24 protein-coding genes are annotated in these 25755 nt (G+C 72.4%); 9 read left to right on the top strand and 15 right to left on the bottom strand.

Annotated elements, in window-relative coordinates:
• Positions 1-20: 20 nt before the first annotated feature.
• The 6 genes from AB0A95_RS24065 to AB0A95_RS24040 form a co-directional block, all read right to left on the bottom strand.
• Complete coding sequence (locus AB0A95_RS24065) at positions 21-1523, bottom strand: class I SAM-dependent methyltransferase (protein WP_357558012.1); 1503 nt, start codon at positions 1521-1523, stop codon at positions 21-23.
• 13 nt (positions 1524-1536) lie between these two features.
• Positions 1537-2535 carry an L-histidine N(alpha)-methyltransferase gene (locus AB0A95_RS24060; protein WP_357558011.1) on the bottom strand — a complete coding sequence of 333 codons (999 nt, stop codon included), beginning with the start codon at positions 2533-2535 and terminating at the stop codon, positions 1537-1539.
• Positions 2536-2756: 221 nt separating this feature from the next.
• On the bottom strand, positions 2757-3644 hold the full coding sequence (locus tag AB0A95_RS24055; protein ID WP_357558010.1) for a hypothetical protein: 888 nt from the start codon (positions 3642-3644) through the stop codon (positions 2757-2759).
• A gap of 632 nt (positions 3645-4276) precedes the next feature.
• Complete coding sequence (locus AB0A95_RS24050) at positions 4277-5080, bottom strand: hypothetical protein (protein WP_357558009.1); 804 nt, start codon at positions 5078-5080, stop codon at positions 4277-4279.
• A 151-nt stretch (positions 5081-5231) separates the two neighbouring features.
• Positions 5232-6338 carry an SPFH domain-containing protein gene (locus tag AB0A95_RS24045; RefSeq protein WP_357558008.1) on the bottom strand — a complete coding sequence of 369 codons (1107 nt, stop codon included), beginning with the start codon at positions 6336-6338 and terminating at the stop codon, positions 5232-5234.
• Positions 6339-6343: 5 nt separating this feature from the next.
• Positions 6344-6817, bottom strand: coding sequence for an NfeD family protein (locus tag AB0A95_RS24040; protein ID WP_357558007.1), 474 nt, complete (start codon positions 6815-6817; stop codon positions 6344-6346).
• Between the two features lie 147 nt (positions 6818-6964).
• Here AB0A95_RS24040 and AB0A95_RS24035 point away from each other — a divergent pair, with 147 nt between their 5' ends.
• Positions 6965-8278, top strand: a complete 1314-nt coding sequence (locus AB0A95_RS24035; protein WP_357558006.1) for a serine hydrolase domain-containing protein — start codon at positions 6965-6967, stop codon at positions 8276-8278.
• Between the two features lie 179 nt (positions 8279-8457).
• Here the strand turns inward: AB0A95_RS24035 and AB0A95_RS24030 are convergent, their stop codons facing one another.
• Positions 8458-9270 carry a DUF3097 domain-containing protein gene (locus AB0A95_RS24030; RefSeq protein ID WP_357558005.1) on the bottom strand — a complete coding sequence of 271 codons (813 nt, stop codon included), beginning with the start codon at positions 9268-9270 and terminating at the stop codon, positions 8458-8460.
• A gap of 223 nt (positions 9271-9493) precedes the next feature.
• Here AB0A95_RS24030 and AB0A95_RS24025 point away from each other — a divergent pair, with 223 nt between their 5' ends.
• Positions 9494-10288, top strand: a complete 795-nt coding sequence (locus AB0A95_RS24025; RefSeq protein WP_357558004.1) for a hypothetical protein — start codon at positions 9494-9496, stop codon at positions 10286-10288.
• 460 nt (positions 10289-10748) lie between these two features.
• Here AB0A95_RS24025 and AB0A95_RS24020 read toward each other — a convergent pair whose 3' ends face one another.
• The 4 genes from AB0A95_RS24020 to fabG form a co-directional block, all read right to left on the bottom strand.
• A complete protein-coding gene (locus AB0A95_RS24020) occupies positions 10749-11528 on the bottom strand; it encodes an HAD-IIA family hydrolase (RefSeq protein ID WP_357558003.1) in 780 nt (259 codons plus the stop codon).
• On the bottom strand, positions 11521-12573 hold the full coding sequence (locus AB0A95_RS24015) for a ferrochelatase (protein ID WP_357558002.1): 1053 nt from the start codon (positions 12571-12573) through the stop codon (positions 11521-11523). Before AB0A95_RS24015 ends, AB0A95_RS24020 begins: the two co-directional genes overlap by 8 nt.
• A 100-nt stretch (positions 12574-12673) precedes the next feature.
• On the bottom strand, positions 12674-13441 hold the full coding sequence (fabI, locus tag AB0A95_RS24010) for an enoyl-ACP reductase FabI (RefSeq protein WP_357558001.1): 768 nt from the start codon (positions 13439-13441) through the stop codon (positions 12674-12676).
• 28 nt (positions 13442-13469) lie between these two features.
• Positions 13470-14174: a 3-oxoacyl-ACP reductase FabG gene (gene fabG / locus AB0A95_RS24005; RefSeq protein WP_357558000.1), complete on the bottom strand. Its 705-nt coding sequence runs from the start codon at positions 14172-14174 to the stop codon at positions 13470-13472.
• 155 nt (positions 14175-14329) lie between these two features.
• Here fabG and AB0A95_RS24000 point away from each other — a divergent pair, with 155 nt between their 5' ends.
• The 4 genes from AB0A95_RS24000 (at position 14330) to AB0A95_RS23985 (ending at position 18491) form a co-directional block, all read left to right on the top strand.
• Positions 14330-15562 carry a histidine kinase gene (locus AB0A95_RS24000; protein ID WP_357557999.1) on the top strand — a complete coding sequence of 411 codons (1233 nt, stop codon included), beginning with the start codon at positions 14330-14332 and terminating at the stop codon, positions 15560-15562.
• Positions 15559-16221 carry a response regulator transcription factor gene (locus AB0A95_RS23995; protein WP_357557998.1) on the top strand — a complete coding sequence of 221 codons (663 nt, stop codon included), beginning with the start codon at positions 15559-15561 and terminating at the stop codon, positions 16219-16221. The genes AB0A95_RS24000 and AB0A95_RS23995 overlap by 4 nt, the downstream gene beginning before the upstream one ends.
• A 99-nt stretch (positions 16222-16320) precedes the next feature.
• On the top strand, positions 16321-17262 hold the full coding sequence (locus AB0A95_RS23990) for an alpha/beta hydrolase (RefSeq protein WP_357557997.1): 942 nt from the start codon (positions 16321-16323) through the stop codon (positions 17260-17262).
• On the top strand, positions 17259-18491 hold the full coding sequence (locus AB0A95_RS23985; protein ID WP_357557995.1) for an acyltransferase family protein: 1233 nt from the start codon (positions 17259-17261) through the stop codon (positions 18489-18491). Before AB0A95_RS23990 ends, AB0A95_RS23985 begins: the two co-directional genes overlap by 4 nt.
• Before the next feature lie 395 nt (positions 18492-18886).
• Here the strand turns inward: AB0A95_RS23985 and AB0A95_RS23980 are convergent, their stop codons facing one another.
• Genes AB0A95_RS23980 through AB0A95_RS23970 form a run of 3 tightly spaced genes read right to left on the bottom strand, consistent with a single transcriptional unit; the run spans position 18887 to position 21908 of the window.
• Positions 18887-19837 (bottom strand): VWA domain-containing protein, encoded by a 951-nt coding sequence (locus AB0A95_RS23980; RefSeq protein ID WP_357557994.1) that lies wholly within the window; start codon positions 19835-19837, stop codon positions 18887-18889.
• Positions 19834-20832, bottom strand: a complete 999-nt coding sequence (locus tag AB0A95_RS23975) for a DUF58 domain-containing protein (protein ID WP_357558026.1) — start codon at positions 20830-20832, stop codon at positions 19834-19836. The genes AB0A95_RS23980 and AB0A95_RS23975 overlap by 4 nt, the downstream gene beginning before the upstream one ends.
• Complete coding sequence (locus AB0A95_RS23970) at positions 20811-21908, bottom strand: MoxR family ATPase (RefSeq protein ID WP_357557992.1); 1098 nt, start codon at positions 21906-21908, stop codon at positions 20811-20813. Before AB0A95_RS23970 ends, AB0A95_RS23975 begins: the two co-directional genes overlap by 22 nt.
• 241 nt (positions 21909-22149) lie before the next feature.
• On the opposite strand from AB0A95_RS23970, the gene AB0A95_RS23965 reads away from it, so the two are divergent.
• The 3 genes from AB0A95_RS23965 to AB0A95_RS23955 all read left to right on the top strand — a co-directional run bounded on the left by AB0A95_RS23965 (position 22150) and on the right by AB0A95_RS23955 (position 24537).
• Entirely contained in the window at positions 22150-22380 is a 231-nt protein-coding gene (locus AB0A95_RS23965) for a hypothetical protein (protein WP_357557990.1), read from the top strand.
• Positions 22381-22448: 68 nt separating this feature from the next.
• Positions 22449-22928 carry a PH domain-containing protein gene (locus AB0A95_RS23960; protein ID WP_357558025.1) on the top strand — a complete coding sequence of 160 codons (480 nt, stop codon included), beginning with the start codon at positions 22449-22451 and terminating at the stop codon, positions 22926-22928.
• Positions 22929-23109: 181 nt separating this feature from the next.
• Positions 23110-24537, top strand: coding sequence for a PH domain-containing protein (locus AB0A95_RS23955; RefSeq protein WP_357558024.1), 1428 nt, complete (start codon positions 23110-23112; stop codon positions 24535-24537).
• A gap of 100 nt (positions 24538-24637) precedes the next feature.
• Here the strand turns inward: AB0A95_RS23955 and AB0A95_RS23950 are convergent, their stop codons facing one another.
• Positions 24638-25696 (bottom strand): phosphatase PAP2 family protein, encoded by a 1059-nt coding sequence (locus tag AB0A95_RS23950; RefSeq protein ID WP_357557989.1) that lies wholly within the window; start codon positions 25694-25696, stop codon positions 24638-24640.
• Between the last annotated feature and the right edge of the window lie 59 nt (positions 25697-25755).

Raw genomic sequence — 25755 nt, 5'->3', positions numbered from 1 at the left:
GTCACCACGACAGGTAAATGTTAACCGCCAGTCCTCCCGCTGTCGCAGGGCAGGTCCACGCGCAGTCGGAGGTACTGGGTCCGGACCAGCTCCCCGTGGACGGACTCAACGTCCGCATCGGACACCTGGAAGCCACCCCGGTCGAACGCCGCCCGCACCTCGTCGGCGTCACCGAGGTCGTGGCTGGCCATCCGCGTCGCGTACCGGCGGGCGGCGTCGGCAAGCTCGTCCAGCTCCACCGAGAGCAGCCCGCGCCAGCCTGCGGCCCGCTCCCGGAACCGCAGCTCGAAATCGTCCACGAGGTCGGACACCCGGTGGCGGCCGTCCTGCTCCTCGTCGTCCCTGGGCCACTCGTTGCCCGGGTGCAACCGGACTGTGGTGATCACCGAACCGCCCGGATTCAGCAGGGCGGACCAGCTGCTGATCACCGCGTCCGCCGAGGCGCGGTTGAACCGGGTCAGGAACGCGTCGGCCAACACCAGGTCGAACCGGCCACCCTCGACGAGCCGCGCGACCGCGTCGGGGCAGGTCACGTCGGCCTGGTGCACCTCCACCCGGGCACCGATCTGCTTGGCGTACCAGTCGCAGGCCAGCAGTGGCGTCTGACACATGTCGAGCACGTGCACGTCCAGGTCGGCGGGGATGCCACCGAGCGCCGACCGCACCGCCTCCAGGAGGAAGGCGAGGATGGTGTAGTCGGCGGTGCCGCTGATCAGCACCCGACGCGCGCCCCGACGGACCGCCTCGGCCAACTGCCCGGCGTAGAACTCCGCGTGCCACTGCGGGCTGCTGACCATGTCGAACAGGCGCAGATACTGCCACGACTGGTGGTACCAGGAGCAGCTGTGCCGGTCCAGGTGCGACGGCCCGCAGGACATCGGCGCCATCGCGTACAGCATGTTGGCCGACTGGAGCAGCCAGCGAGTCAGCTCCGGGCCGGGCCGACGCGGTCGGCCACGGTCGGGCAGGCACGACCGGCTCATCAGGCGATCCCAGAGCAGGCGGGCCCGGGTCACCTCCTCGGAGTGACCACTGACCACCCAGGACGCCAGGCCGTCCCCGCCCACCTCCTGCCGGACCACCACCTGACCGTCGATCAGCCACATGTCGGTCATCGGCACCAACGGACGTTCGCCGGCGATGAACACCGGCACCATCACCGCGTCCAGATCGTGCGCGCGGTCCTCCGCCAACTGCTCGTCGATCTCCCCCGAGCCCACGTCCTCGCCCGGCACGAGGTACATGCGGCGTACCGTCGCACGCCGTGCCAACTGGCGGAACAACGCCCGGGAGAACGGGTCGGCGGGACGACCGGCAGTGGTGTACGGGACGATCTGGCACAGCTCGTCGTGCACCCCGGCGACAAGCCCCTGCACCAACTCGTCCATCGCCGCGCCGGGTAGCCGCACGCAGTTGGGGTCGGTCCCCTCGTAGGAGGCCCGATAGAAGAGGCTGGCCCGCCGCGCCCTGTCGATCAGGTCGGCGGGCGTGACCCTCTCAGGCGCCCCCTTTCGCTCGGTCATGTCCGCCACTCCCTCACCCTCGCGACGCCGTGATCACCAAATGGTGGCTTCCGGACGCCAACTGCGCGTGCCGGATGTGCCAACCCGCGTCCCGGACGGCGGCAATGACGTCGGGATAGCTGAATCTGCGGGACTGGAAGCAGCGGATGCGATGGCCCGCCGGCAGTCGTGTGCCGTCCAGGACACCCGGTCGGCGCAGCACCGCCTCGCCGGTCACCGCCCCGTCCCGCCAGCGCAGCACGAAATCCAGGTCGGCCTCGGGCAGGCCGGCGGCGAGCAGCGGCTCCAGGGCCGCGCCGCGGAACTCCGGGCACCGGTACGGCGCCAGCACCGTCTCCGCCGGCTCGTCCGGCCGGCCCACCACGACACTCAGCACGAGCACGTCGCGCGGACGCAGTGAGGCCCTGATGTTGGCCAGGGCGGCGGTCGGGCATTCCAGGTTGCCGAGGGTGTGCCCGAGCAGGCAGGCGACCACCGGGTCGGGCCCGGGCCGCCACCGCTCGACCCCCTCGGAGGAGCCGGCCTCGATGTCCCACACGTGAGAGTCAACGCTCATCTGACCGGCCGCGAAGTGGGCCAGCCGGTGACAGGCGATGGCGAGCAGGGTGGCGCTGAAGTCCAACGCGAGGTAACGCCGGCAGGGGTGGCCGAGGCTGGTCAGCCGGTTGAGGAAGGCGCTGCTGCGGTTGCCGTTGCCCGGGCCGATCTCCGCGACGGCCAGCGCCCCGGCCGTCAGCGTCCGAGCGGCCAGCAGGGCTTCGGCTTCGTGGCGCGCGGAGGTCAGCATGCTCAGGTAGTCGTCGGTGCGGGCGTAGGCGTCGTGGGTGTGGGCGGCACTTCCGGCGTACGCGAACTTGAGGGGCAGCTGACCGGCGTGGATGGCCGCCAGCGCGGCACGGCGGTGTCGCTCACACTCGAAGTGCGGGGACTGGCACCGAGACGTGTCACCCGTCGGACCTGATTGCGCTCGCAGGATGCCACCCTTGCCCGCCTCGCCGATCGTCTCTGCCACAACGTCCTCCGACGAAGTCAGAGTTACCGTCGACCCGATAGTAGGGTAATGACGCAGGACAATGGCTTGTTTGCGCCCGGGTTGTTTCACGATCTGTAAGCACCGCACCTCTTTTGCCAGGACTAGCAGACCAAAAAGCCAGACGCCACCGGCCGTCAGCCCGCATTATCCGAACCGAACGGCCATCCCTGCGCCAGGAGAGCGCAAATCACGGGTGAAGCTCAGTCCGGCCGGCCGCTGCGGTTGCGCAACTGCTGCACAGCGGCCCGAGCCGCCGTGGTGAACGTGGGCGGGGTGAACTCGTGCCGTTGCCAGTCGCCGTGCAGCCCGCCGATGTCGTCCACCCCCTCCTCCACCAGCAGCACCATGTACTTACTGAACGCGAGGGCGGCACCTTTCTCTTCGATCAACCAGGCGCTGGTCGCGAACTTCTCTCCGGGCTCGGCAAATTGCCGGGACCGGGTCATTAACGAGACGAAGAACTCGCACTCGCGAATCCTGTTCAGCACCGCCATTCCCACGTACCCGTCCGCGGCCCGACCGGTGATCACGGTGAAACCGTTGTCCTCCAACAGCCCGCTGAGGCCCCGGACGAACCCGTCCTCCTCCTTGAACCGGTACGACAGGAAGACGGTGTTGCTGGCGACCTTCGGCCGCACCAGACCCGAGTCGGGCCGCACGTGTTCCAGGATCCGTGCCTGGTCGACGTCGTCGACAAGCCGTTCCAACTCGTCGTCGCCGCTGGTGGTCGCCCGGTCGCGCACCTCGTCGAGGAGCCGATCCGCCTTGGACCTGCTGCTGGCGAGCAGCCGGAACGCCTGGCAGTTGGTCAGGACCACGTCGGCCTCCGCCGCCAGCATCTCCGGCGGCGTCCGCTTGTCGAGCGTGAACGCGTCCCGCAGACGGCTCCGGTCACCGTGGTAAAACGTCGCATGTTCCTCCACCCGCGCCAGGTCGACGTAGAGCACCACGGCCGCCCCCTCGCCCGACTGGGACAACGCGAACCTGCCGGCCTGCACCAGATCGGTGCTGAGCGGGTCCACGACGATCACGTCGAATGTGCCGGCGCCCGCCTCCCGGACGGCGTCAGCGAGACTTCCGACAGCCATCACCCGCTCCACCAGCGGGCTGGAGGTCAGTTCCTGGTAGAGCCGTCCCGCGGCGGCGTCATCGCTATCGCAGAGCAGTATGGTCAATCGGGGAAGCGCAGCCACGATATTGCTCCAGGAATGTCGACATCGGCGGGAATTGAGCACCAATGGTGGCACGGTCCATCGACGGGTCAACTCCACGTTGCGTCCTTCGACAATGACCAAACGGACCCGTCCCGCGCCGTTGGGATGGGGCGTCATGGGCTGTGTGCTTTCCTCCACCGCACCCCCGGGCCCGGGGTGGAGCCCCGCGCGGGGGAGTCGACATCGCGGCGACCAGACCGACGCCCGGCCGTCGCCCCGGCGCGACCTGGGCCGCCGACCGATGCCTTCACCAGCAACGGAGCACCCTCCGGCACCTCCGCACATCGATGGCGACGTCCGTCGCGAACCCGTCGGCCGCCGCACGGCCGTCGACGGGTAGCGGTAACGACGTCGACAAGGGCAGACCGCGATCCGCGCCCGCCAGCGCGGAGGTCAAGGATCCGACAGTTCGGAGAACCACCATTCCCGCGAGCACAGTTCGACGGGATCGGCCATTTTCCGCCGGGGCCGGGTCGACACCGGTGCCGGCTTTTCGTCGAAAAGACTCAGGCGGCGGAAATAGGGCCCCCCGGGGCGGTGGGTGGCGGGGCCGGGGTGGAGAGACTGGCGCTGGCCGCGTCGCGGGCGGTTTCGCGGGGCATCAGGCGACCGGAACGGTAGCCGATGCCGATGCCGGCGATCAGCACGAAGATCGCGCCGAACGTCTGGAGCGAACCGATCAGAGCGCCCCCCAGGCCGAGAAGGGGCGCGGCGATGATCAACATGACGCCGTCGCCGAGACTGAACATGCCCGAGCGAGCCACCGCCCACCCGGTCAGGAACCAGCCCACGCTGTAGAACGTCGCGCCGAGCAGGACCAGCGACCGCGCGGAGGTCCCGAAGACCGGCGTCTGCTCGGCGAGCCCTGCGAAGGGCAGCATCAGCACGGTACCGGCGATGCTGACCAGCAGCCCGGCGGCGGCCACCCGACGGCTGCGGGTCGCGGCGAGCAGCCCGGTGAGGGCCAGCAGCGCGAGCAGGCCGAGCCAGACCGCGGCCACCCAACCGATCAGGTACACCGCCCGGCCGTCGGCCGGATAGGGGTCGTTGCCCACCCCGCCGTCACTGGCCATCGCCACCGCGCCGTAGAGGATGGCGTACGCGGGAAGCAGCCACACGGCCGCCCGCGCGAACCGACGCACCGACCAGGCCCAGCTGGCGTTCGTGGCCGGGCCGCCCGGGGTCGGCTCACCGACGAACGGCAGTACGCCGAACCCGCCACCGGTGCTGCGGGACCCCAGCGGGGCGACCGGGTCGTGCGCGCCGGGCACCGGGGCCGAGGACCACATCCGATTCGCCGGATCCTTCATGCGTCACCTCGCTCGTCCGCGAGTGGTGCGGAACGCGCCGGGGCGCCCCGATTGCCTGGTCACCACCCGTCCTAGGACCGATCGTGGCAGGCGTCGGAGCGCCCCATGAGCCTTTCTCGCATTTATCCGGCCGGACGGCCGGCGTCCTGGATCAGCCGCGCTCGCGCTGGTCGGCCGGGTCCTCGGTCAGGCTGGCCGGGGACACCGGCTCCGGCGCGGGCAGCCCCTGCGGCTTGTTGCCGCCGGCAGCCTGCGCCTCGGCGACGCGTACCTCGTCGTGGATCTGCTGGGCGGCGTCCGCCGCGGCCTGCGCCGCCGCCGCGGCCTCCCGCTCGACCTGGCTCGCGTGCTCGGCCGCCTCCGGCGCGGGGAGATCCCCCACCATCTGGCTCAACCCGCCGAGCGCGCCGCCCATCCCCTCCAGTGCCTTGGTCAGCTCGGCCGGGACGATCCAGACCTTGTTGGCGCTGCCCTGCGCGATCTGCGGCAGGGCTTGCAGGTATTGGTAGGCGAGCACCTTCTGGCTCGGGTTCGCCTGGTGGATCGCGTCGAAGACCGTCCGGATCGCCTTCGCCTGACCCTCGGCCTGGAGGATCCGGGCCTGCCGGTCACCGTCGGCCCGCAGCACCGCGGACTGCTTGTCACCCTCGGCGGTGAGGATCACCGACTGCTTGTGGCCCTCGGCGGTGAGGATCGCCGCGCGACGGTCCCGCTCGGCGCGCATCTGCTTCTCCATCGAGTCACGGATGCTGGCCGGCGGCTCGATCGCCTTGATCTCGACCCGGGTCACCTTGATGCCCCAGCGGCCGGTGGTCTCGTCCAGCACACCGGAGAGGTGCCTGTTGATCTCGTCCCGGCTGGTCAGCGCGCGCTCCAGGTCCAACGAGCCGATCACGTTACGCAGCGTGGTGACGGTCAGCTGCTCGATGGCCTGGAGGAAGCTGGAGATCTCGTAGGTCGCCCGGACCGAGTCGACCACCTTGAAGTAGAGCACCGTGTCGATGGAGACCACGAGGTTGTCCGAGGTGATCACCGGCTGCGGCGGGAAGCTGACCACCTGCTCCCGCATGTCGACCTTGGTGCGCACCGCGTCGATGAACGGCACCAGCAGGTTGAGGCCGGGGTTGAGGGTGCGCTTGTACTTGCCGAGCCGTTCCACCACATCCTGGCGTTGCTGCGGCACGATCCGCACCGCCTTGGCCAGCGTTATCACGGCGATCAACGCCACCGCGATCACCAGCACACCCAATATCGTCATTCCGTTCACCCTCTCGCTTCCGGCAGCTCGCCGGCGGAAGAAACGTCGTCCTGCCACACCAGGGCTGTCGCACCCCGGACCTTTATCACCCGAACCCGTTGACCCGGGTCGAACGTCTGCGTCGTGTCGTACGGCCGGGCGGTCCACAACTCACCGTCGATCTTGACGAGGCCGTGGTCCGCGTCCACCCGCTCCAGCACCAGGGCCGTGGAACCCTCGATCGCCTCCACACCGAACGGCTGCTCGCCGCTCTCCAGCGACGAACGCTGGTGCCGCCTCAGGGCTGGCCGGGCCACCAACAGACTCAGCGCCGACACCACAGCGAAGACCAGCGCCTGCACCGCCACCGGCGCACCCAGGGCGGCGGCACCGCCGGCGGCGAACGCACCGGCCGCGAACATGATCAGAAATAGCGTCGTCGTGAAGATCTCGGCGACGGCCAGCAGTACACCCAAAACGATCCACACCACGGCGTCCACACCACGATCGTGACACGCGAACGCACGCGCGGCCTCCCCAGGAAGATCAGTAGGCTCGGCGAATCCCTTTCCGGCCCTGATTCGGCGGCTCCGGCCCTGATTCGGCAGCCCGGCCCTGATTCGGCAGCACGACCCGAGGAGATCCCGTTGACCCTGCTCCCCGAGACCGCCCGACAGATCGACGCCCAGGTCGCCCAGGCGCAGCTCGACGGTCATGCCCCGTCGCTGGTGCTGGGCGTGGTCCGCGACGGCGCGCTCGTGCACCTGGCCACCGCCGGTGAGCATCCCCGTCCGGACGTCGACCTGCAGTACCGGTTGGGCTCGATCAGCAAGACGATGACCGCGGCCCTGATCATGCAACTGCGCGACGCCGGCCGACTTTCCGTCGACGACCCGCTGGAGGAACACCTCCCCGGCACCGGCGTCGGCGCCCTCACCCTGCGCCAACTCCTCGCGCATGCCAGCGGCCTCCAGCGCGAGCCCGAGGGCGACTGGTGGGAACGGGCCGCCGGCGTCGACCTGGCCACCCTGCGCACCGGTGTCACCACCGACAAGATCGCCTACCCGCCGCACGCCACCTACCACTACTCCAACCTGGCCTACGGGCTGCTCGGCGGCCTCCTCGAACAGCTCACCGGGACGCCCTGGGCAGACCTGCTCGACGAACGGATCCTCACCCCGCTGGCCATGCGCCGCACCACGTACGCGGCCACCGAGCCGTTCGCCCGTGGCTACGTCGTCCACCCCTGGCACGACACCCTGCGCGAGGAGCCGCGTACCGACACCGGTGCGATGGCACCCGCTGGGCAGCTCTGGTCGACGATCGAGGACCTGGGCCGGTGGGCCGCGTTCCTGGCCGACCCCGACCCGTCGGTGCTGTCCGCCGAGACCCTTACCGAGATGTGCTCCCCCGTGGTGATCAGCGACCTGGAAGCCTGGACCCACGGGCACGGCCTCGGGCTGGAACTCTTCCGGGAGGGCAACCGGGTGTACGTCGGCCACGGCGGCTCGATGCCCGGCTACGGGGCCTCGTTGGCCGTGCACCGACCCACCCGTACCGCAGTGGTCGGCCTGGTCAACGCGTACACCCTGCGCACCGTGCACCTCGGCGCGCTCGGACGACGACTGCTCACCCTGGTGCTGGACGCCGAACCCGCCCCGGTCACCCCGTGGCGGCCGGCCACCGCCCCGCCGCCCGCCGAACTGGCCGAGCTGACCGGCCCCTGGTGGTGGATGGGCACCATGATCCAGGTGTACGCGGACGCCGCCGGCGACCTACGCGCCGGACCGGTCGGCGCACCCACCCTCCACTTCGTCGCCGAGGGCCCGGACCGCTGGCGAGGCCGGGCCGGCGTGCAGGACGGCGAAATCCTCACTGTGCGCCGCGACGAGCAGGGCCGGGCGGTCGCGCTGGACATCGCCACCTTCGTCTACACCCGCACCCCCGACCAGGAGCCCTGAGCCCGGCGCCGCCCGTCCCGGCGCCGCCCTACCTGCGCCGCCCTACCTGCGCCCCAGGCCAACCACTCCAGGCATGATCCACTCGGTTTCCTGAAAGCGGGGGTGTCGGATCGTCCCGAACACCCCGACTTCCCGAAATCCGAGTCGATCAACGAGGCCGGGCGTCAGGTCGAGGCAGGTCAGGTTTGTTCGGTGACGAAGTCGATCAGGCGTTCCATCGCGTTGATCAGGGGCGTTTCCACGTCGGCGAAGCTGTCCACCCGGGACAGGATGTGCCGCCACATCGCCGCCGGCTCGGCCACCCCGAGGGCCGCGCAGACCCCCTCCTTCCAGGGCTGCCCCGGTGGCACCACCGGCCACGCCGCGATGCCCAGCGCCTTCGGCTTCACCGCCTGCCACACGTCCACGTAGGGGTGGCCGGTGACCAGCACGTACGGCGAGTTGACCCGGGCGACGATCCGACTCTCCTTGCTGCCCGGCACCAGGTGGTCGACCAGCACGCCGAGGCGTCGGGTCGGGCCGGGGCCGAAGTCGCGTACCTCGGCGTCTAAAGCGTCGATGCCGTCCAACGGCTCCACGACCACGCCCTCGATGCGCAGGTCGTCACCCCAGATCCGCTCGACCAGCGCGGCGTCGTGGATGCCCTCCACCCAGATCCGACTGGCCTTGGCCACCTGGGCGCGAACGTTGTCCACCGCCACCGAACCGGACGCCGTCCGTCGACGGGCCGCCGGCACCGGCGCGCGGCTCGGGCGGCGCAGCGTCACCGGGCGACCGTCGAGCAGGAACGCCGCCGGCAGCAGCGGGAAGTTGCGTCGTCGGCCATGCCGGTCCTCCAGGACCACGGCGCCGGCCTCGAAGCCCACCACCGCTCCACAGAACCCGGAGTCGGCATCCTCCACGACGAGATCCGGCTCGGCGTCCACCTCGGGGGTGACCTTCCGCCGCCGCCAGTCTCCCGCCAACACGTCCTCGCCGTATCGCCCCGCCATGTCGATCACGCTAACCCCCACGCCCTCCGCCCCCACCCCCGACACACCGCCCCGCTCCTGCACTGCCCCTCCCCGCCACACACCCGCCCGCACCCCAGCCCGGGGGCCCGGCGGCGTCGATCAAGCAGGAAGGAATTCCGGGCTAACGGGGCAGTTCGGGGCAGGCCGGGCGACCGGAGCGGCAGTCGAGACAGGGCCGGTCGTGACCACGTACCCTTTCGGCATGTCCACCCCCGCAGCGGGCGCGGCCACACTCACGCCGCGCCGGTCGAGCCGGTTCGTCGCCTGGGTGCGCGCGTGGCGCGCCGGCCTGGTGCCGTACGACGAGGTCGCCGACGCCATCGCCGGCGACGAGGAGCACCTCGTTGCGGATGCCCCCGGCACCTGGACCGATGTCCCGCTGAGCGCCGCGCTACCCACGCTGGCCAAGCTCTCCCCGGACGAGATCCGCCTGGTGCTGCCCGCGCCGGGCGACCCGCGGGGGCTGCCCGGCCCCGGCGACTTCGCCGGTGCGGCGTTGGTGACCGGCGAGGCGGTGGTCGCCGGCGGTCTCGGTCTGATCCCCCAGGTGCGGATGCACACCTCCGGCTCGGGGGACTGTTTCGAGACGGTGCTCTGGCGGGTCTACCCGCTGCCGGCCAACGCGCCGGCCGCCTCCCTCGCGCTGCCCGGCGCCGCCGAGGCGGAGGCCGAGTTGGCCGCCGCGCTGGCCGAGACGACGGCCGCGCTGACCCGACTCGACGTGGCCCAGTGGCGGCCGGAGTTGGCCGGTGCGCTTGCCGCGTTGCGCCGCCCGGACGGCACCACCGACCTGCCACCGGGCTTCGACCCGCGAGCCCGGCGGCTCTTCGCCCGCGCCGCGGTGCTCGACCGGGTGCTCGCGTTGGCCGGGCACGCCGCGCCCGGCGGCGCGATCAACAACCATGAGGCCCAGCAGCGCGACGCGGCTCTGCGCCCCCTCACCACGGCCTGCCGCCAGGCGCTGGTGGCCGCCTGCAACGCCCCGCTGCGCCCCTGACGCACCCCCACGCGCCAGCGGAGCACCGCCACGCCACCACCGCACCGCCCCACGCTGGCCATGATCGTTCCACCTAACGCAACGGTGTTGACCGAGATGCAGTGGTCATCCTCCTTCGAGCACAGCTGTTCGTCGACCAGCACTGCCCCGCCGATCATGGAGTTGTGGTGGGTAACAGAACGCCCGTAAAACCCCCAAAGTCGGCACCACAACTCCATGATCGCCAAGCCGGGCCCCACCCGCTCGCCGATCTCGCACTTCCTGTCCCGGGTTGACCCGCCGGCTACAGCCCCAACGCAACGGTGTTGACATCCTGGTTGCAGCACGATCACCAGCGATGCCCGGCACGGCGATCATCAACGGCGCGGACGCGACGGGCGAAGATCATCGGGACAGCACGACGACCAACCCGGGCACGGCACCACGACCAACCCCGGGACGAGCGGCGGAACGAGGGCGGTCAGATCTCGTCGAGCAGGTCCGCGACCGAGTTGATGATCCGCGACGGGCGGTACGGGTAGCGCTCCGCCTCGGTACGGCTGCTGATCCCGGTGAGCACCAGGATGGTCTCCAACCCGGCCTCCAGGCCGCAGAGGATGTCGGTGTCCATCCGGTCGCCGATCATCGCGGTGCTCTCCGAGTGCGCGTTGATCGTGTTGAGTGCCGAGCGCATCATCATCGGGTTGGGCTTGCCGACGAAGTACGGCTCCACCCCGGTGGCCTTGGAGATCATCGCGGCGACCGAGCCGGCGGCGGGCAGGGCGCCCTCCACTGACGGGCCGGTCACGTCGGGGTTGGTGCAGATGAACCGCGCCCCGTCGTTGATCAGGCGGACGGCCTTGGTGATCGCCTCGAAGCTGTAGGTGCGGGTCTCACCGAGCACCACGTAGTCCGGGGCGAAGTCGGTCAGCACGTAGCCGACCGCGTGCAGCGCCGTGGTCAGCCCGGCCTCACCGATGACGTACGCGGTGCCGCCCGGCCGCTGGTCGGCGAGGAACTGGCCGGTGGCCAGCGCGGACGACCAGATCGACTCCTCCGGCACGTCCAGCCCCATCCGGCTCAGCCGGGCGGTCAGGTCACGCGGGGTGTAGATCGAGTTGTTGGTCAACACCAGGAACGGCTTGCCGGAGGAGCGCATCCGGTTGATGAACTCCGGTGCCCCGGGCACCGGCTGGCCCTCGTGCACCAGCACGCCGTCCATGTCGGTCAGCCAACTCTGCACGGGCTTGCGGTCATGCATGGGTGCTCCCAGCGGAGGTCGGGCGACGGGTCGGCACGCAACACACTGTCGCGCAGGTGTCCCACATGGGCAGTTCGCCGAGGCGGCGACGCAACTGCGCGCCGTCCGGGTCGGTCCGCTCGGTGACCAGCTCACGCACCATGGTCACGAAGCGCGGGTCGGTGCCGGGGGTGGCGGCCCGGACGAAGTCCAGGCCGAGCTGCCTGGCCGTCTCCAGCGCCTCGGTGTCCAGGTCCCACACGACCTCCAGGTGGTCGGACACGAACCCGATCGGGCTGACCACCACCGCTGTGGTGCCGCCCTGCGCGAGCGTGGCCAGGTGGTCGTTGACGTCCGGTTCCAGCCACGGCATCTGTGGTGGGCCGGAGCGGCTCTGCCAGACCAGGTCGTACGCCAGGTCGGGGGCGGCGGCCGCGGCCACGAGCCGGGCGGTCTCGTGCAGTTGCGCCTCGTACCGGCCGCCGTGCGGGCCGGCGTTGGCCGCCATCGAGCTGGGGATGGAGTGGGCGGTGAAGACCAGCCTGGTGGTGTCCCGCTTCGCCTGGTCGAGTTTGCCCAGCGCCGCCCGGACCGCGTCGGCGTGCGGCTCGACGAAGCCGGGATGGTCCCAGAACTGGCGCAGTTTCTCGATCACCGGGGCGTCCGGGCCGACGGCGGCACGGGCGGCGGCGATGTCCTCCTGGTACTGCCGGCAGGACGAGTAGCCGCCGTACGCGCTGGTGACGAAGGCGAGCGCCCGGGTGACCCCGTCGTCGCGCATCCGGGTCACGGTGTCGGCGAGCATCGGGTCCCAGTTGCGGTTGCCCCAGTAGAGGGGCAGGTCGACACCGTGCGCGGCGAAGTCGGCGCGGACGGCGGCCAGCAACTCACGGTTCTGCTGGTTGATCGGGGAAACCCCGCCGAAGTGCTGGTAGTGCTCGGCGACCTCGGCCAGCCGCTCGGGCGGCACGCCTCGACCCCGGGTCACGTTCTGTAGGAACGGCATCACGTCCTCGGGCCGCTCCGGCCCGCCGAAGGACACCAGCACCACCGCGTCGTACGACATGGGGTCATTCTTGCCCCTCGGCCGGGACCGCCCGGCGACGCCCCCTGGTCCGGACGTGTAGATCACGCGGACGGTGACCAGGGGGCGTCACGGTGCAGCGTCAGGAGCCGATGGCGTGGAAGCCGCCGTCGACGTGGACGATCTCGCCGGTGGTGGCCGGGAACCAGTCCGACAGCAGCGCCAGGCAGGCGCGGGCGGCGGGCTCCTGGTCGGTGAGGCTCCAGCCCAGCGGGGCGCGCTCGGCCCAGGTCTCCTCGAACTGGTCGAAGCCGGGGATGGACTTCGCGGCGATGGTGCGCAGCGGCCCGGCGGCGACCAGGTTGCTGCGGATGCCCTGCTTGCCCAGGTGCATGGCGAGGTAGCGGGACGCGGACTCCAGGCCGGCCTTGGCCACGCCCATCCAGTCGTAGACCGGCCACGCCTTCGTCGCGTCGAAGGTCAGGCCGACCACCGCGCCGCCGGGCGACATCAGCGGCAGCGCCGCCATGGCCAGCGACTTGTACGAGTAGGTGGAGACGTGCAGGGCTGTCGCCACGTCCTCCCAGGGGGCGTCGAGGAAGCCGCCGCCCAGGCAGCTCTGCGGGGCGAAGCCGATCGAGTGCACGACACCGTCGAGGCCGTCGACGTGCTCGCGTACCCGGTCGGCGAGGCCGGCCAGGTGCTCGGTGTTGGTGACGTCCACCTCGATGACCGGGGCCGGCTCGGGTAGCCGCTTGGCGATCCGCTCGACCAGGGAGAGCCGGCCGTAGCCGGTGAGCACGACCTGCGCGCCGTTCTCCTGAGCGATCTTCGCCACCGAGAAGGCGATCGAGGCGTCGGTGATGACACCGGTGACGAGCAGCCGCTTACCGGCGAGCAGTCCGGACATCGCAGATTTCCTCCGTAGTCAAAAGGGTTTAGTGGCCCATGCCGAGGCCGCCGTCGACCGGGATGACGGCGCCGGAGACGTACCCGGCGCTGTCCGAGGCCAGCCAGGTGACCACCCCGGCGACCTCGTCGGGGCTGGCCATCCGGCCGGCCGGGATCGACTTGCGGATCTCCGCCTTGCGGTCCTCGGGCAGGCCGGCGGTCATGTCGGTGTCGATGAAGCCGGGTGCCACCACGTTCGCGGTGATGTTGCGGCTGCCCAGCTCCCGGGTGATCGAGCGGGCCACGCCGACCAGGCCGGCCTTGCTGGCGGCGTAGTTGACCTGCCCGGCACCGCCGGCCAGACCGACCACCGAGGAGATGAAGATCATGCGGCCCCACTTGGCGCGCAGCATCTTGCCGGAGGCCCGCTTGGCGACCCGGAACGCGCCGGTGAGGTTGGTGTCCACCACCCCGGTGAACTGCTCCTCGGTCATGCGCAGCAGGAGCGTGTCGGCGGTCATGCCGGCGTTGGCGACGAGCACCTCGACCGGCCCCAGCTCGGCTTCCACGGCGTCGAACGCGGCGTCGATCGAGGCCGCGTCGGTGACGTCGGCGCGTACGCCGAACAGCCCCTCGGGCGCCTCGCCGCTGCGGTGGGTGACCGCCACCCGGTCGCCCTGCTTGGCGAAGGCCTGCGCGATGGCCAGGCCGATCCCCCGGTTACCCCCGGTCACCAGCACGGTACGGGCCACGGTTCCCCCTTGCGAATGGTCAGCACGGACGCGTCGGAGCCTAGGCGTTACCGGCAGGTAAGCGCTAACGGGAGTCGTGTCACACCGGGGTACGACGCGGGGATCAACCCCTGGTGGCACGCCCCGCGGGGGTGTCGGCCCGTAGCCTCCCGGTGGTGAACCGGCAACCGACCGTCGTGACCCTCCGGGCCCTTCGCCAGACCCTGCTGGGCCCGGACGCCCCGCCGGGCCGACCGCTGCTCGCCCGGTGGCCCAGGCTGGCTCGTTACGCCGCCCCGGTCGGGTTACTCGCCGCGCTCGGCGACTTCTGGATCACCCTGGCCGTGGGGAGCAGCGACTGGGGCCTGCCGATGCCGATCGCGGTGCTGTTCGCGGCGATGACCGTGGCGCCGCTGCTGGCGCTGCCCCGGCGTCCGCTGCTGGCCTGGCGGCTGACGGTGCTGGCCCTGCTGGTCTGCACGTTCAACGCCCCGGCCGACCTGCCCGGCCCGTGGACGCCGCCGCTGGCGCTCGGGTCGATCGCGGTGGTCGCTGTGGTTCTCGCGCGCGTCGACCGGCCGGTGCTGGCCTGGGTGGTGGCGATCACCGCGGTGCCGGTGCTCACCCTGGTGCACCCCGAGAACCGGGCCGCCGTCCTGGCGCTGCTCGGGGCGCTGGCGATCGTGGGCGACCTGATCCGGCGTAACCGGCTGTCCCGGCGGGCGCTGGCGGCGCAGGCCGAGCTGAGCGAGCGGGAGCAGGAGCGCCGCGCGGTGCTGGAGGAGCGCACCCGGATCGCGCGCGAGCTGCACGACGTGGTGGCGCACCACATGTCGCTGATCGCGGTGCAGGCGGAGACCGCCCCGTACCGGCTGACCGACGTGCCGGCGCCGGTAGCCGCCGAGTTCGTCGCCATCGCCGCCTCGGCCCGTGACGCGCTCACCGACATGCGGCGGCTGTTGGGGGTGCTGCGCAGCGACTCCGCCGGCCCGCAGACCGCACCGCAACCCGACCTGGCCGACCTGGGCACGATGGTCGGCGCGGCACGCCGGGCCGGCCTGCCGGTCACCCTGGACACCGAGGGGGTGGACGACGGGCAGGTGCCCGCGCCGGTCGGGCTGGCCGCGTACCGCATCGTGCAGGAGGGCCTGGCCAACGCGGCCCGGCACGCGGCCGGCGCCGCGGTGCGCGTCACCGTCCGTGCCGGTCGGTCCGGTCTGGGGGTACGCGTCGAGAACTCCCCGGCCGACGTCCGACCGACCACCGACGGCGGCTCCGGGCACGGCCTGACCGGTATGCGGGAGCGGGCCACCTCGTTGGGCGGTACGTTCACCGCCGGGCCACTGCCCGACGGGGGTTACGCGGTGGCGGCCGAACTGCCGTACGACGTGGAGGGCGGGGACGCGTGATCAAGGTGCTGATCGCCGACGACCAGGCGATGGTCCGGCAGGGCTTCGGTGCGCTGCTCGCCGCCCAACCGGACCTGCTGGTGGTGGGTGACGCCGCCGACGGCGCGCAGGCGGTCGCCGCCACCCGTCGGCTCGACCCGGACGTGGTGCTGATGGACGTGCGGATGCCGGTCATGGACGGGCTGGCCGCCACCCGCAAGCTGCTCGGCGACCGGTCGGCGCAGCGCCCCCGGGTGCTCATCCTCACCACCTTCGACCTCGACGACTACGTGTACGAGGCGCTGCGCGCCGGGGCCAGCGGCTTCCTGCTCAAGGACGCCCCGGCGGCCGATCTGGTGCAGGCGGTGCGGGTGGTGGCGGCCGGGGACGCGCTGCTCGCCCCGGCGGTCACCCGTCGCCTGATCGCCGAGTTCGCGGCCCGCCCGGAGCGCCGCCGGCCCCGCCCGACCGACCTGGCCGGGCTCACCCCCCGGGAGACCGAGGTGCTGCGGTTGATCGCCCGGGGTCGCAACAACGCGGAGATCGCGGGCGACCTGGTGGTGGCCGAGCAGACAGTGAAGACGCACATCGGACGGATCCTGGCCAAGCTGGGCCTGCGCGACCGGGCCCAGGCCGTGGTGCTGGCGTACGAGACGGGTCTGGTGGCCGCCGGCGAGTAGCCCCGTGGAGCCAGCCCGCGGACGGCTCCGAGGGATGACGACCGCGCGGCGTCCACCCCCGCACTCTGCCTCCGGACGACATTCCGGAGGGAGAACGACATGCGACGACGAGGTGCCAGCCGTGTGGCGGTGGCCGCGCTGCTCGGCGTGAACCTGGTCCTGCCGATCCGACCCGAGCCGGTCGCGGCGGCCGGGTTCGTGGAGGCGTACCCGGTCACGGCGACGGCGATGCGCGCGGCCGGCCCGCCGTACGCGGACTGGGCGGCCGACGGGCGTCGGTTCCTGTCGTTCGACACGCGTGGCGACGGCCGCGCCGTCGAGGTGCTGGGTGACCTGGCCGACGCGGACCGGGTCGCGGTGCTGGTGCCGGGGGTGGGCAGCACCCTTGCCGACTTCGACAGGGGGTTGGGCGGGGTGGCCCGGCGGGCGCCGGCGGTGCAGGCCGGGCAGCTCTACCGGGAGGTGCGGGCCGGCGACCCGGCGGCGCGGGTGGCGGTGTTGGCCTGGCTCGGCTACGACCCGCCCGACGGGGTGTTGACGGCCGCCGGCGGCGTCAGCGCCCGACGCGGTGCCGCCGGGCTGGCCGTGCTGCTGCGCGAACTGGCCGCGCGACGTCCGGCGGCGACGATCACCCTGGTCGGGCACAGCTACGGGGCGCTCGTGGTGTCCCTGGCGGCGGCGGACGCCCCGGCCCAGGTCACCGACGTGGTGAGCCTCGGCGGCGTCGGTGCCGGGGTGCAGCGCGCCGACGACCTGCCCGGCGGGCGGCGGTTCTGGGCGGCGGAGGCGCCCACCGACTGGATCCGCCGGGTTCCGCCGGCCCGGCTGCCCGGCCTCGGCTTCGGCCGCCGCCCCGGTGACCCGGCGTTCGGCGCCCGCCCCCTGCCGGTGGGCGGGGTGGCCGGGCACGACGGCTACCTCGCCCCGGGCAGCGCCACGCTCGTCGCGACGGCGGCGGTGGTGCGGGGCAGCGCCACGCCTGTCGCGACGGCGGCGGTGGCGGGCCGTGTCGACGCCGACCGGGTCGGGGACGCGCGGTGAGCCGGGACCGTACCGTCGACGCGCTGCGGGCGTACGCCATCGGCGGGGTGGTGCTGGGGCACTGGCTGGTCACCGGGCTGGTGCTGACCGACGTTGGCGGGTTGCGCCAGGCCAGCCCGCTGACCGCGATGCCCGGGTTGGCCCCGGTGACCTGGGTGTTGCAGACGCTCGGGCTGTTCTTCTTCACCGCCGGGTTCGGTTCGACCCGGTCACTGGCGCGTTCCGGGGCGGGCACGGGCGGGTGGCTGGCCCGTCGGCTCCGTCGGCTGCTGCTGCCGATGCTGGCGCTGCTCGGGGTGGGTGCCGCCGTCCTGCTCGCGGCCACCGTGGTCGGCACCCCGGACGACACGCTCGCCGTCGCGTTGCGGCTCGCCATCAGTCCGTTGTGGTTCCTGTTGCCGCTGGTGTTCCTGATCGCGATGACCGGGCCGCTGCGCGCCGCCGTACGCCGGTGGGGGTTGGTCCGGTGCGTCGTACCGGCGGTGGCGGTGGTCGCCGCGGCGGACCTGGCGGTGCGTCTGCTGCCGGCCGGCAGTCACCTGCCACCGGTCACAGTGGTGGCGGCCTGGTCGGTGCCGTACCTGCTGGGCGTGGCGCACGCCGACGGGCGGTTGGCCGGCCGACGGGCGGCGGGCACGCTCGCGGCCGGCGGGGCCGCCGCGCTCGTCGCGTTGCTGGCCCTGGGCTACCCGGTGAGCGCGGTCGGCGTGCCCGGGGCCGGGTTCTCCAACCTGAATCCGCCGTCGCTGCTGGCCGTGGCGCTGGCGGTCGCCCAGGTGGGGCTGGGGCTGCTCGCCCGGCCGTCGCTGGAGCGGCTGCTGTCCCGGCCGCTGCCGGGCCGGGCGGTGACCGAGGTGAACCGTTCCGCGTTCCGGATCTACCTGAGTCACCAGCCGGTGCTGGTGGCGGTGACCGCGCTGACCGCCCGCGGCGGGCTGGCCCTGCCGGGGTTGCACACCGTGCCGGACGACCCGGGCTGGGTGCTGGCGCGTTTCTGCTGGCTGCCGCTGCTCGCCGCGGTGCTGGTCACGGTCGTGCGGACCGGCCGGTCGAGATCGCCTCGCCACCCGGGCGGTGGAGGGGTCGCCGCCCGGTCGGCCGAGTGCGTCTCGCCGGCGCCGCAGGTGTACGATCATCGACGTTCCGGCCCGCCCGACTTGCAGGAGGTGATCGCTGTGCGAGATAGCGATCCTCCCAGTCGTGGCCGGGCCGATGGTCAGCCCCGCTGAGCCACGACTCAGTCTGGTGAGCTGACCCCGCTCCGCTCCCCCGCCCCTCGGCACACGCCGAGGTGTGTGCCGCGCCGTCCGACTCCGGACGGTCGCCGGGAGCCGCCCGGTCACGACTTCGTGTGCGCGTCCCTGCCCCCTGCGGTCCGCCCCCGCACGCGGACCGTCCAGCCGCCACCCGGAGCCGTCCATGAGCCGCTACGCCGCCCCGCTGGGCTTCACCCTCGCCGCCGTCTGGGTGGCCATCGTCTTCGTGCTGGCCGGCGGCGGCCACTGAGCCGAGTGCCGACCGGCCGGGCCACTGAGCCGGGCACCGACCGGCCGGGCCACTGAGCCGGGTCCTGGCCGGCGGCCACCGAGCCGGCGGCGGTCGGTGACCGCCGCCGGTCCACCGCTCAGATCATCCGCGACGACCACAGCAGGCTGAGCGCGCCGGCGCAGAGCGCCAACAGCAGCGCCAACCCGGCGTACCACTGGGTCACCTCGCGCGGCTCGGTCCGGAAGCCGATCGAGCTGCCCATGTCCTGGTAGACCTGCTTCAGCTCACTCACCGAGGCCGCCTCGTAGAAGTAGCCCTCGGTGGTCTCGGCAAGCTCGGCCAGGGCCAACCGGTCCACCGGCACCCGCTGTAACGTTCCACCGATGTCGACCTGGCCGGTGTCGGTGCCGAACGCGATAGTGGAGACCGGGACGTTTGCCGCCTGGGCCGCCGCCGCCGCCTCCTCCACCGCCCGGCCGGAGGTGCGGAACCCGTCGGAGAGCAGCACGATCCGTGCCGGCGGAACGCCCGCCGCGCCGTCGGCCGGCACCGACCGGATCGCCTCCAGGCAGGTGAACACCGCCTCGCCGGTCGCGGTCGCCTCGGCCAGCACCAGACCGTCGATCGCGCTCGTCACCGCGTCCCGGTCCTTGCCCGGCGGCACCAGCACGTTCGCCGCCTTGGCGAACGACACGAGGCCCAGGTTGTAGCTCTTCGGCAGCTCACCGACGAACTGCTTGGCCGCCTCCTGGGCCGCCTCCAGCCGGTTCGGTGCCACGTCGTCGGCCTGCATCGACAGCGACACGTCGATGGCGAGCATCACCGTGGCCCGCTCCAGCGGCTCCCTGGTGTCCACCGCCGGCCGGGCCAGTGCCGTGGCCAACACCAGCAGGCAGAGCAGGAACGCGGTCGCCGGGACGTGCCGACGCCAGCCGAGCCCCTTCGGCGCCACGGTACGCAGCAGGTCCACATTGGTGAACCGCACCGCGAACGCCCGGCGGTGAAGCTGCCGCCACACGTAGAACGCCGCGAGGGCGAGCACCGGCAGGACGGCCAGCAGCCACCACGGTTGCATGAAACGGATCATCGTGTCGTCCCCCTGGTACGCGCGTGCCGCTGCGCGGCCACGAATCGCACCATGTCCAGCAGCCAGTCTCGGTCCGTACGCAGACGCAGGTGGGCCGCGCCGGCGCCGCGCAGGGCGGCGGCGACAGTGGCCCGTTGGGCGCTCGCCGCCTCGGCGTAGCGCTGCCGCAGCCGTGGATCGGCGGTCTGCACCTCGTGCAGCTCACCGCTCTCCGGGTCGACCACCGGCAGCACGCCCACGTCGGGCAGCTCCAGCTCGCGCGGGTCGATCACCTCGATCGCGAGCACGTCGTGGCGGACCCGCAGCTTGCGCATCGGCCGGGCCCACTGCTCGGCCGGCGCGAGGAAGTCCGAGATCACCACGACCACCCCGCGCCGGCGAGGCGGACGGTTGAGCATCTCGACAAGGGCACCGAGGTCACCACGACCCGGCTGGATGGTGGTGCCGGCGACGGTACGCAGCAGCCCCTGCGCCTCCTTGCGGCCGGAGCGGGCCGGCAGCCGGGTGAGCACCCCGGGACCGGCCGGCGGTGGTGGCTGGCCGCGCCAGCGGCGGGCCGGTGCGGACACGCCGCCGCCGGTGCCGATCACCGCGCCGATCCGGTTGCCGCCACGCACTGTCAGGTGGGTGATGGCGGCAGCCGCTGCCACCACCACCTCCCGTTTGAGCCACTGCCCGGTGCCGAAGTCCAGGCTGGCGGAGAGGTCCAGCGCGAGCCAGGTCTCCAATTCCCGGTCGGCGACCGTACGCCGCACGTGGGGTGTGGTGGTCCGTGCGGTGACCGGCCAGTCCATCCGGCGCACGTCGTCGCCGGGGCGGTACTCCCGGGACTCGCCCGCCTCGCTGCCCGGTCCGGGCAGCAGACCGGCGTAGTCGCCCTGCAACAGGCCGTCGAGTTTGCGGGTGACGAGTAGTTGCAGCCGGGACAGCACGGCCTCGCTGCGGTCGGCGGCGGGACGAGGGGTGGGTGAGGTCACGGCCGCTGCCCGGGCCAGCCAGCCCCCGGCGGCGGCGCGGCCGGCGATCCGGTGGCCTGCTGGCGGGGAGCGACAGCCGGCAGGGGGATCGTCGACATCACCCGGTGCACGATGTGGTCGGCGGGCACGTCGTCGGCGAGCGCGTCGTAGCTGAGCACCAACCGGTGCCGCAGGATGTCCGGTGCGATGTCCTGCACGTCCTGCGGCAGGGCGTAGTCGCGTCCCCGCAGCAGCGCCAGCGCCCGCGTCGCCCGGACCAGGCCCAGCGAGGCGCGCGGGCTGGCCCCGTACTGGATCAGTTGCGCGACGTCGGGCATGCCGTGCTCGGCCGGGGCGCGGGTCGCCAGCACCAGCCGCACCGCGTAGTCGACAAGGGCGTTGTGCACGAAGACCTGGTCCGCCTTGCGTTGCAGGGCGATCAGCTCGGGTGTGTCGAAGACCGCTGTCGGCTCGGGCGCCGCCACCCCCATCCGGTAGACGATCTCGCGTTCCTCCGCGTCGGTCGGGTAGCCCACCACGATCTTCATGAGGAACCGGTCCCGCTGCGCCTCCGGCAGGGGGTAGACGCCCTCCTGCTCGATCGGGTTCTGGGTGGCCATCACCAGGAACGGATCGGGCACCCGGTGGCTCTCGCCGCCGATGGACACCTGCCGCTCGCTCATCACCTCCAGCAACGCGGACTGCACCTTCGCCGGAGCCCGGTTGATCTCGTCGGCGAGCAGGAAGTTGACGAAGACCGGGCCCAGTTCGACGTCGAACTTCTCGCTGGACTGCCGATAGATGCGGGTGCCCATGATGTCCGCCGGCACCAGGTCCGGGGTGAACTGCACCCGGGCGAAGGACCCGCCGACCACCTTGGCGAGGGTCTCCACCGCCAGGGTCTTGGCGACCCCGGGCACCCCTTCGAGCAGGCAGTGACCACGGGCGAGCAGCGCGACGAACATCCGCTCCACCATCCGGTCCTGCCCGACGATCACCTTCTTGATCTCGAACAGGCCCTTCTCCAGCAGGGTGGCGTCCTGCGCCGGTGTGGTAACCGGCGCGGGTGCCGCTCCGTTCGGCGTCGGAGCGTCGGGCATGGTCGGCTGGGCCACCGGTCCTCCACAGCGTTTGTCGGTCGTCGTGGCTCGTGCGGTATCAAGACTCGCACGCCTTGCTGAGTGTCGAGGTGGGGAGAAGCCGATTTTCGCCGCGCCACCCCGGGCATCCGAATTGCGCGTCGAGGGTGTACAAGGACCGGGCTGTCGCGTGTACGATTCACCCCGTCGCCGGGCGGCTCCCCCCGTGGCCGCCCGGCGCTCTAACTCTCCGTCCGGCCACCCTAGACTGGCCGGGATGAGCACTCCCTCCAGCGCCGACGACGCCCTCGTCTGCTCGGCCCGCGCCTGCCGAGCAAAGGCGGTGTGGGCCCTGGAGTGGAACAATCCCCGGTTGCACCACGTCGACCGACGCAAGACCTGGCTGGCCTGCGCCGCACACCGGACCAGCCTCGGTGACTTCCTGGACGCTCGCGGCTTCCTGCGTGCCGTCACTCCGGTGTCCGGATCGCCTACGCTCGACACGTGAGCACCCCCGGCGCCCCACCACCTCCCGGATCCGACGCCCCGACGGCTGCACCGGCTGGCCGGGGGCCGCTGGAGCCCTGGCCGGACACGGTCCACTGGCAGCCGATCTCCACCGACCTGATCTGGGTCGAGCTGATCCGCCTGGCGATCGTCGTGGCCATCGCACTGGCGGCGACAGGGGTCGGCTGGGTGTTGAGCGATCACTGGCTGTTCGGGCTCGCCCTCGCCGTCGTGCTGCTGCTCGGCGTGTGGCGGGCCGTCGCGATCGGCCGCGCGGTACGGGCCTGGGGGTACGCCGAGAGGCATGCCGACCTGCTGGTCCGGCACGGGCTGCTGGTCCGCCGGCTCTCCATCGTGCCCTATTCGCGGATGCAGTTCGTCGACGTCAGCGCCGGCCCGTTGGAGCGCGCCTTCGACCTCGCCACAGTGCAGTTGCACACGGCCGCGGCGGCGAGCGACGCCCGGGTGCCCGGGCTGCGCCCGGCGGAGGCGGCCCGGCTCCGCGACCGGCTCACCGCCCTCGGCGAGGACCGGGCGGAGGGGCTGTGAGCACTGCGGCGGGTTGGTCGCGGTGGCACCGCGGCAGAGCGGGCGCGTCCGGCGTGGAGCACCGACCGCGCCGAGGGCCGGCCCGATGAGCGACGGTCCCGCCGAGCCGAGCACCGCGCCACCCGTGGGCCCACCGCCGCACGGGTCGGTGCCACCGACTGACGCGCCCCTCCACGGGCCAATGCCACCGGCGGAGCACGCTCCGGTGCCACCCGCTGACGCGGCGCTCCACGGGCCGGTGCCACCGGCAGAGCACGCCCCGTGGCCGGCGTCCCCCGGCGGTGGCGACAGCGAGCCCCGGCAGCGGCTGCACCCGCTCAGCCCCCTGCTGCACGGAGCCAAGTCCCTGTTCGTGGTCATCGCCGGGTTGTCGTGGTCGACGCTGTCCCGGGTCGGCTTCGGCTGGTTCGCCGCCATGGTGGGGGTGCTGGCGCTCGGCGCGACAGTGCTGTCGGTGATCAGCTGGTACAACACCGGCTACCACGTGGTGGGTCGCGAACTACGGGTGTACGAGGGGCTGCTCTGGCGGCGTACCCGAGCCATCCCGTTGGAGCGGCTACAGGCCGTGGAGGTGGTCCGGCCACTGCTCGCCCAGCTCACCGGCCTGGCCGAGCTGCGCCTGGAAGTGGTCGGCGGCGGCAAGACCGAGGCGCCACTGGCGTACCTCGGGGTGGCCGACGCGGCCCGGCTGCGCGAGCGGTTGCTGGCGCTGGCCGGGCGGGTGACGCAGCAGACCGGGCCGGGCCACGCGGCGCCCGCGGTGGTCTCGGGGGCGGCGGCGCCACCGGTGGCCGTGCCGGGCCGGCCACTGCACGCGGTACGCAACCAGAACCTGCTGGTCAGCCAACTGCTCACTCCGCAGGCGTTCCTGCTCCCGTTCGGTGTGGCCTTCGTCGTGGTGCAGTTCGTCACGGCGGGGTCGTGGTCGTTCGTGGCGGTGGCGAGCACGCTGACCGCGATGGCCGGCGTGCTGCTGCAACCGATCCGCCGGGTCCTCGACGACTGGAACTTCCGGCTGGCCCGCGACGGCGGCACGCTGCGGGTGCACAACGGCCTGTTGGAGACGCGGGCGCAGACCGTCCCGCTGGCGCGGGTGCAGACCGTGCGGGCCACCTGGCCGCTGCTCTGGCGGGTGAAGGGCTGGCTGCGGCTGCGCCTGGAGGTCGCGGGTTATTCCGTCGCCGAGGCCGACGACCGCAACCGACCCGACCGGCTACTGCCGGTCGGTGACCTGCCGACGGCGACGATGATCGTCGCCGAGGTGCTGCCCGGGGTACGCCTCGACATGCTCCCGCTGACCCCGCCGCCGCGGCGGACCCGTTGGCTGCATCCGCTGGGCCGCGAGGCGTTCGGCGCGGGGCTGTTCGACAAGGTGTTCGTCACCCGGTCCGGGCGGCTCACGCGGCAGTTGGTGATCGTGCCGTACGCCCGCATTCAGAGCGTGCGGGTGGTGCAGGGGCCCCTCCAGCGCCGCCTGGGCCTGGCCTCCGTGCACGCGGACACCGCGGGCGGATCCGGTGCCACAGCCCAGGACCGGAACCTGGCGGAGGCCTGGACGATGGCGGCCGACCTAACCGCCCGATCCCACCGCGCCCACACCCAACCCTGACCCCACCCCCTGCTCCACCCCCGCCCGCCCCGCTCGCCCCGCCCCGCCCCCGGTGCCGGGCTGGGCTGGGCTGGGGGCCGAGGGGTGGGGTGGGTGGGTGTTAGTGGTCGGCGGGGACTGCGGGGTGGGGGGTCGTGTCTGGTTCTCGTGATGCGGGAGGGTCGGCGGGCTTCGGTGGGGGTTCCGTGGCAGCCTTGGCGTGCGGGTGGCGGACGCGCCACGCGGCCCAACCACGCTCGGCCAGGCCGACCGCCAGGAAGGTCAGCCCCACGTACGCCCAGCCGACCAGCACGTCGATCACATAGTGCTCACCCGAGTAGACCAGGGTGAAGGTCATCGCCAGCGGGTACGCGAGCAGCAGCGGCCACCAGCGGCGGCGGGTGCTGGTCAGGAAGAACAGCACCACGAACAGCGCCCACGCGGTGTGCAGCGACGGCATCGCGGCGACCGGGTTGGACGCGATCTGGCCGGCGTTGAGCACGTTGCCGGCACCGTGCATGCCGAACGCCTTCCAGCCCCGGGTGGAGATTCGGGCGACCTCGGTGAGCAGGCCGTTCTGTGCAGCCCACCAGGGCGGGGCGGCCGGGTAGATGAAGTAGGTCACCAGGCCGGCGGCGCAGAGGAAGCCCCAGCGCCGCATGTACGCGGCCCACCGGTGCCGGTCGCGCAGCCACAGCACCGCGGCGGCGGTCAGCGCGACGACGAAGTGCGAGAAGTACACCCAGCTCGCGGCGATGTCCCACCAGTGCACCTGCGGGTGGTAGAGGTGCTGCTGCAACCAGACGGTGGGCACCTCGCCGCCGGTGGCCCAGCCGAACATGAACCGGTCGGCGACGATCAACTCCATCGCGTGCGGGGTGGCCCCGTTGTCGGCGAACCCACGCGACAGGTTGTAGACGACGAACAGCAGCACCACCGGCACCCAGTCCCGGGCGAAGCGCAGGTGACTGCGCCACGGCCGGTCGCTGTTCCAGGCGATCGTCGCGGCCCAGATCCAGACGAAGGCGTACGTGGGGTCGGTGGGCAGCCCGATCGCCAGCCACGCGGCGACGAAGACGACCGCCCACACGCTCATGGCGACGACGCGCCGACGACCCCCGTCGCCGGGCGCGGGCGGGTCGGTCCGGGCGGGGGGCTGGGGGTCAGTCACGACGGCCATCGGGGTCAAGGTTAACGACGGGTACGGCATCGACCGACGGGGACCACCCCGGTGGTCGT

The organism is Micromonospora sp. NPDC049230 (genome assembly GCF_040647875.1).
Classification (GTDB): Bacteria; Actinomycetota; Actinomycetes; order Mycobacteriales; family Micromonosporaceae; genus Micromonospora.
Note: the sequence above shows the minus strand (reverse complement) of the source record. Positions and strands in the feature narration are given on the sequence as shown.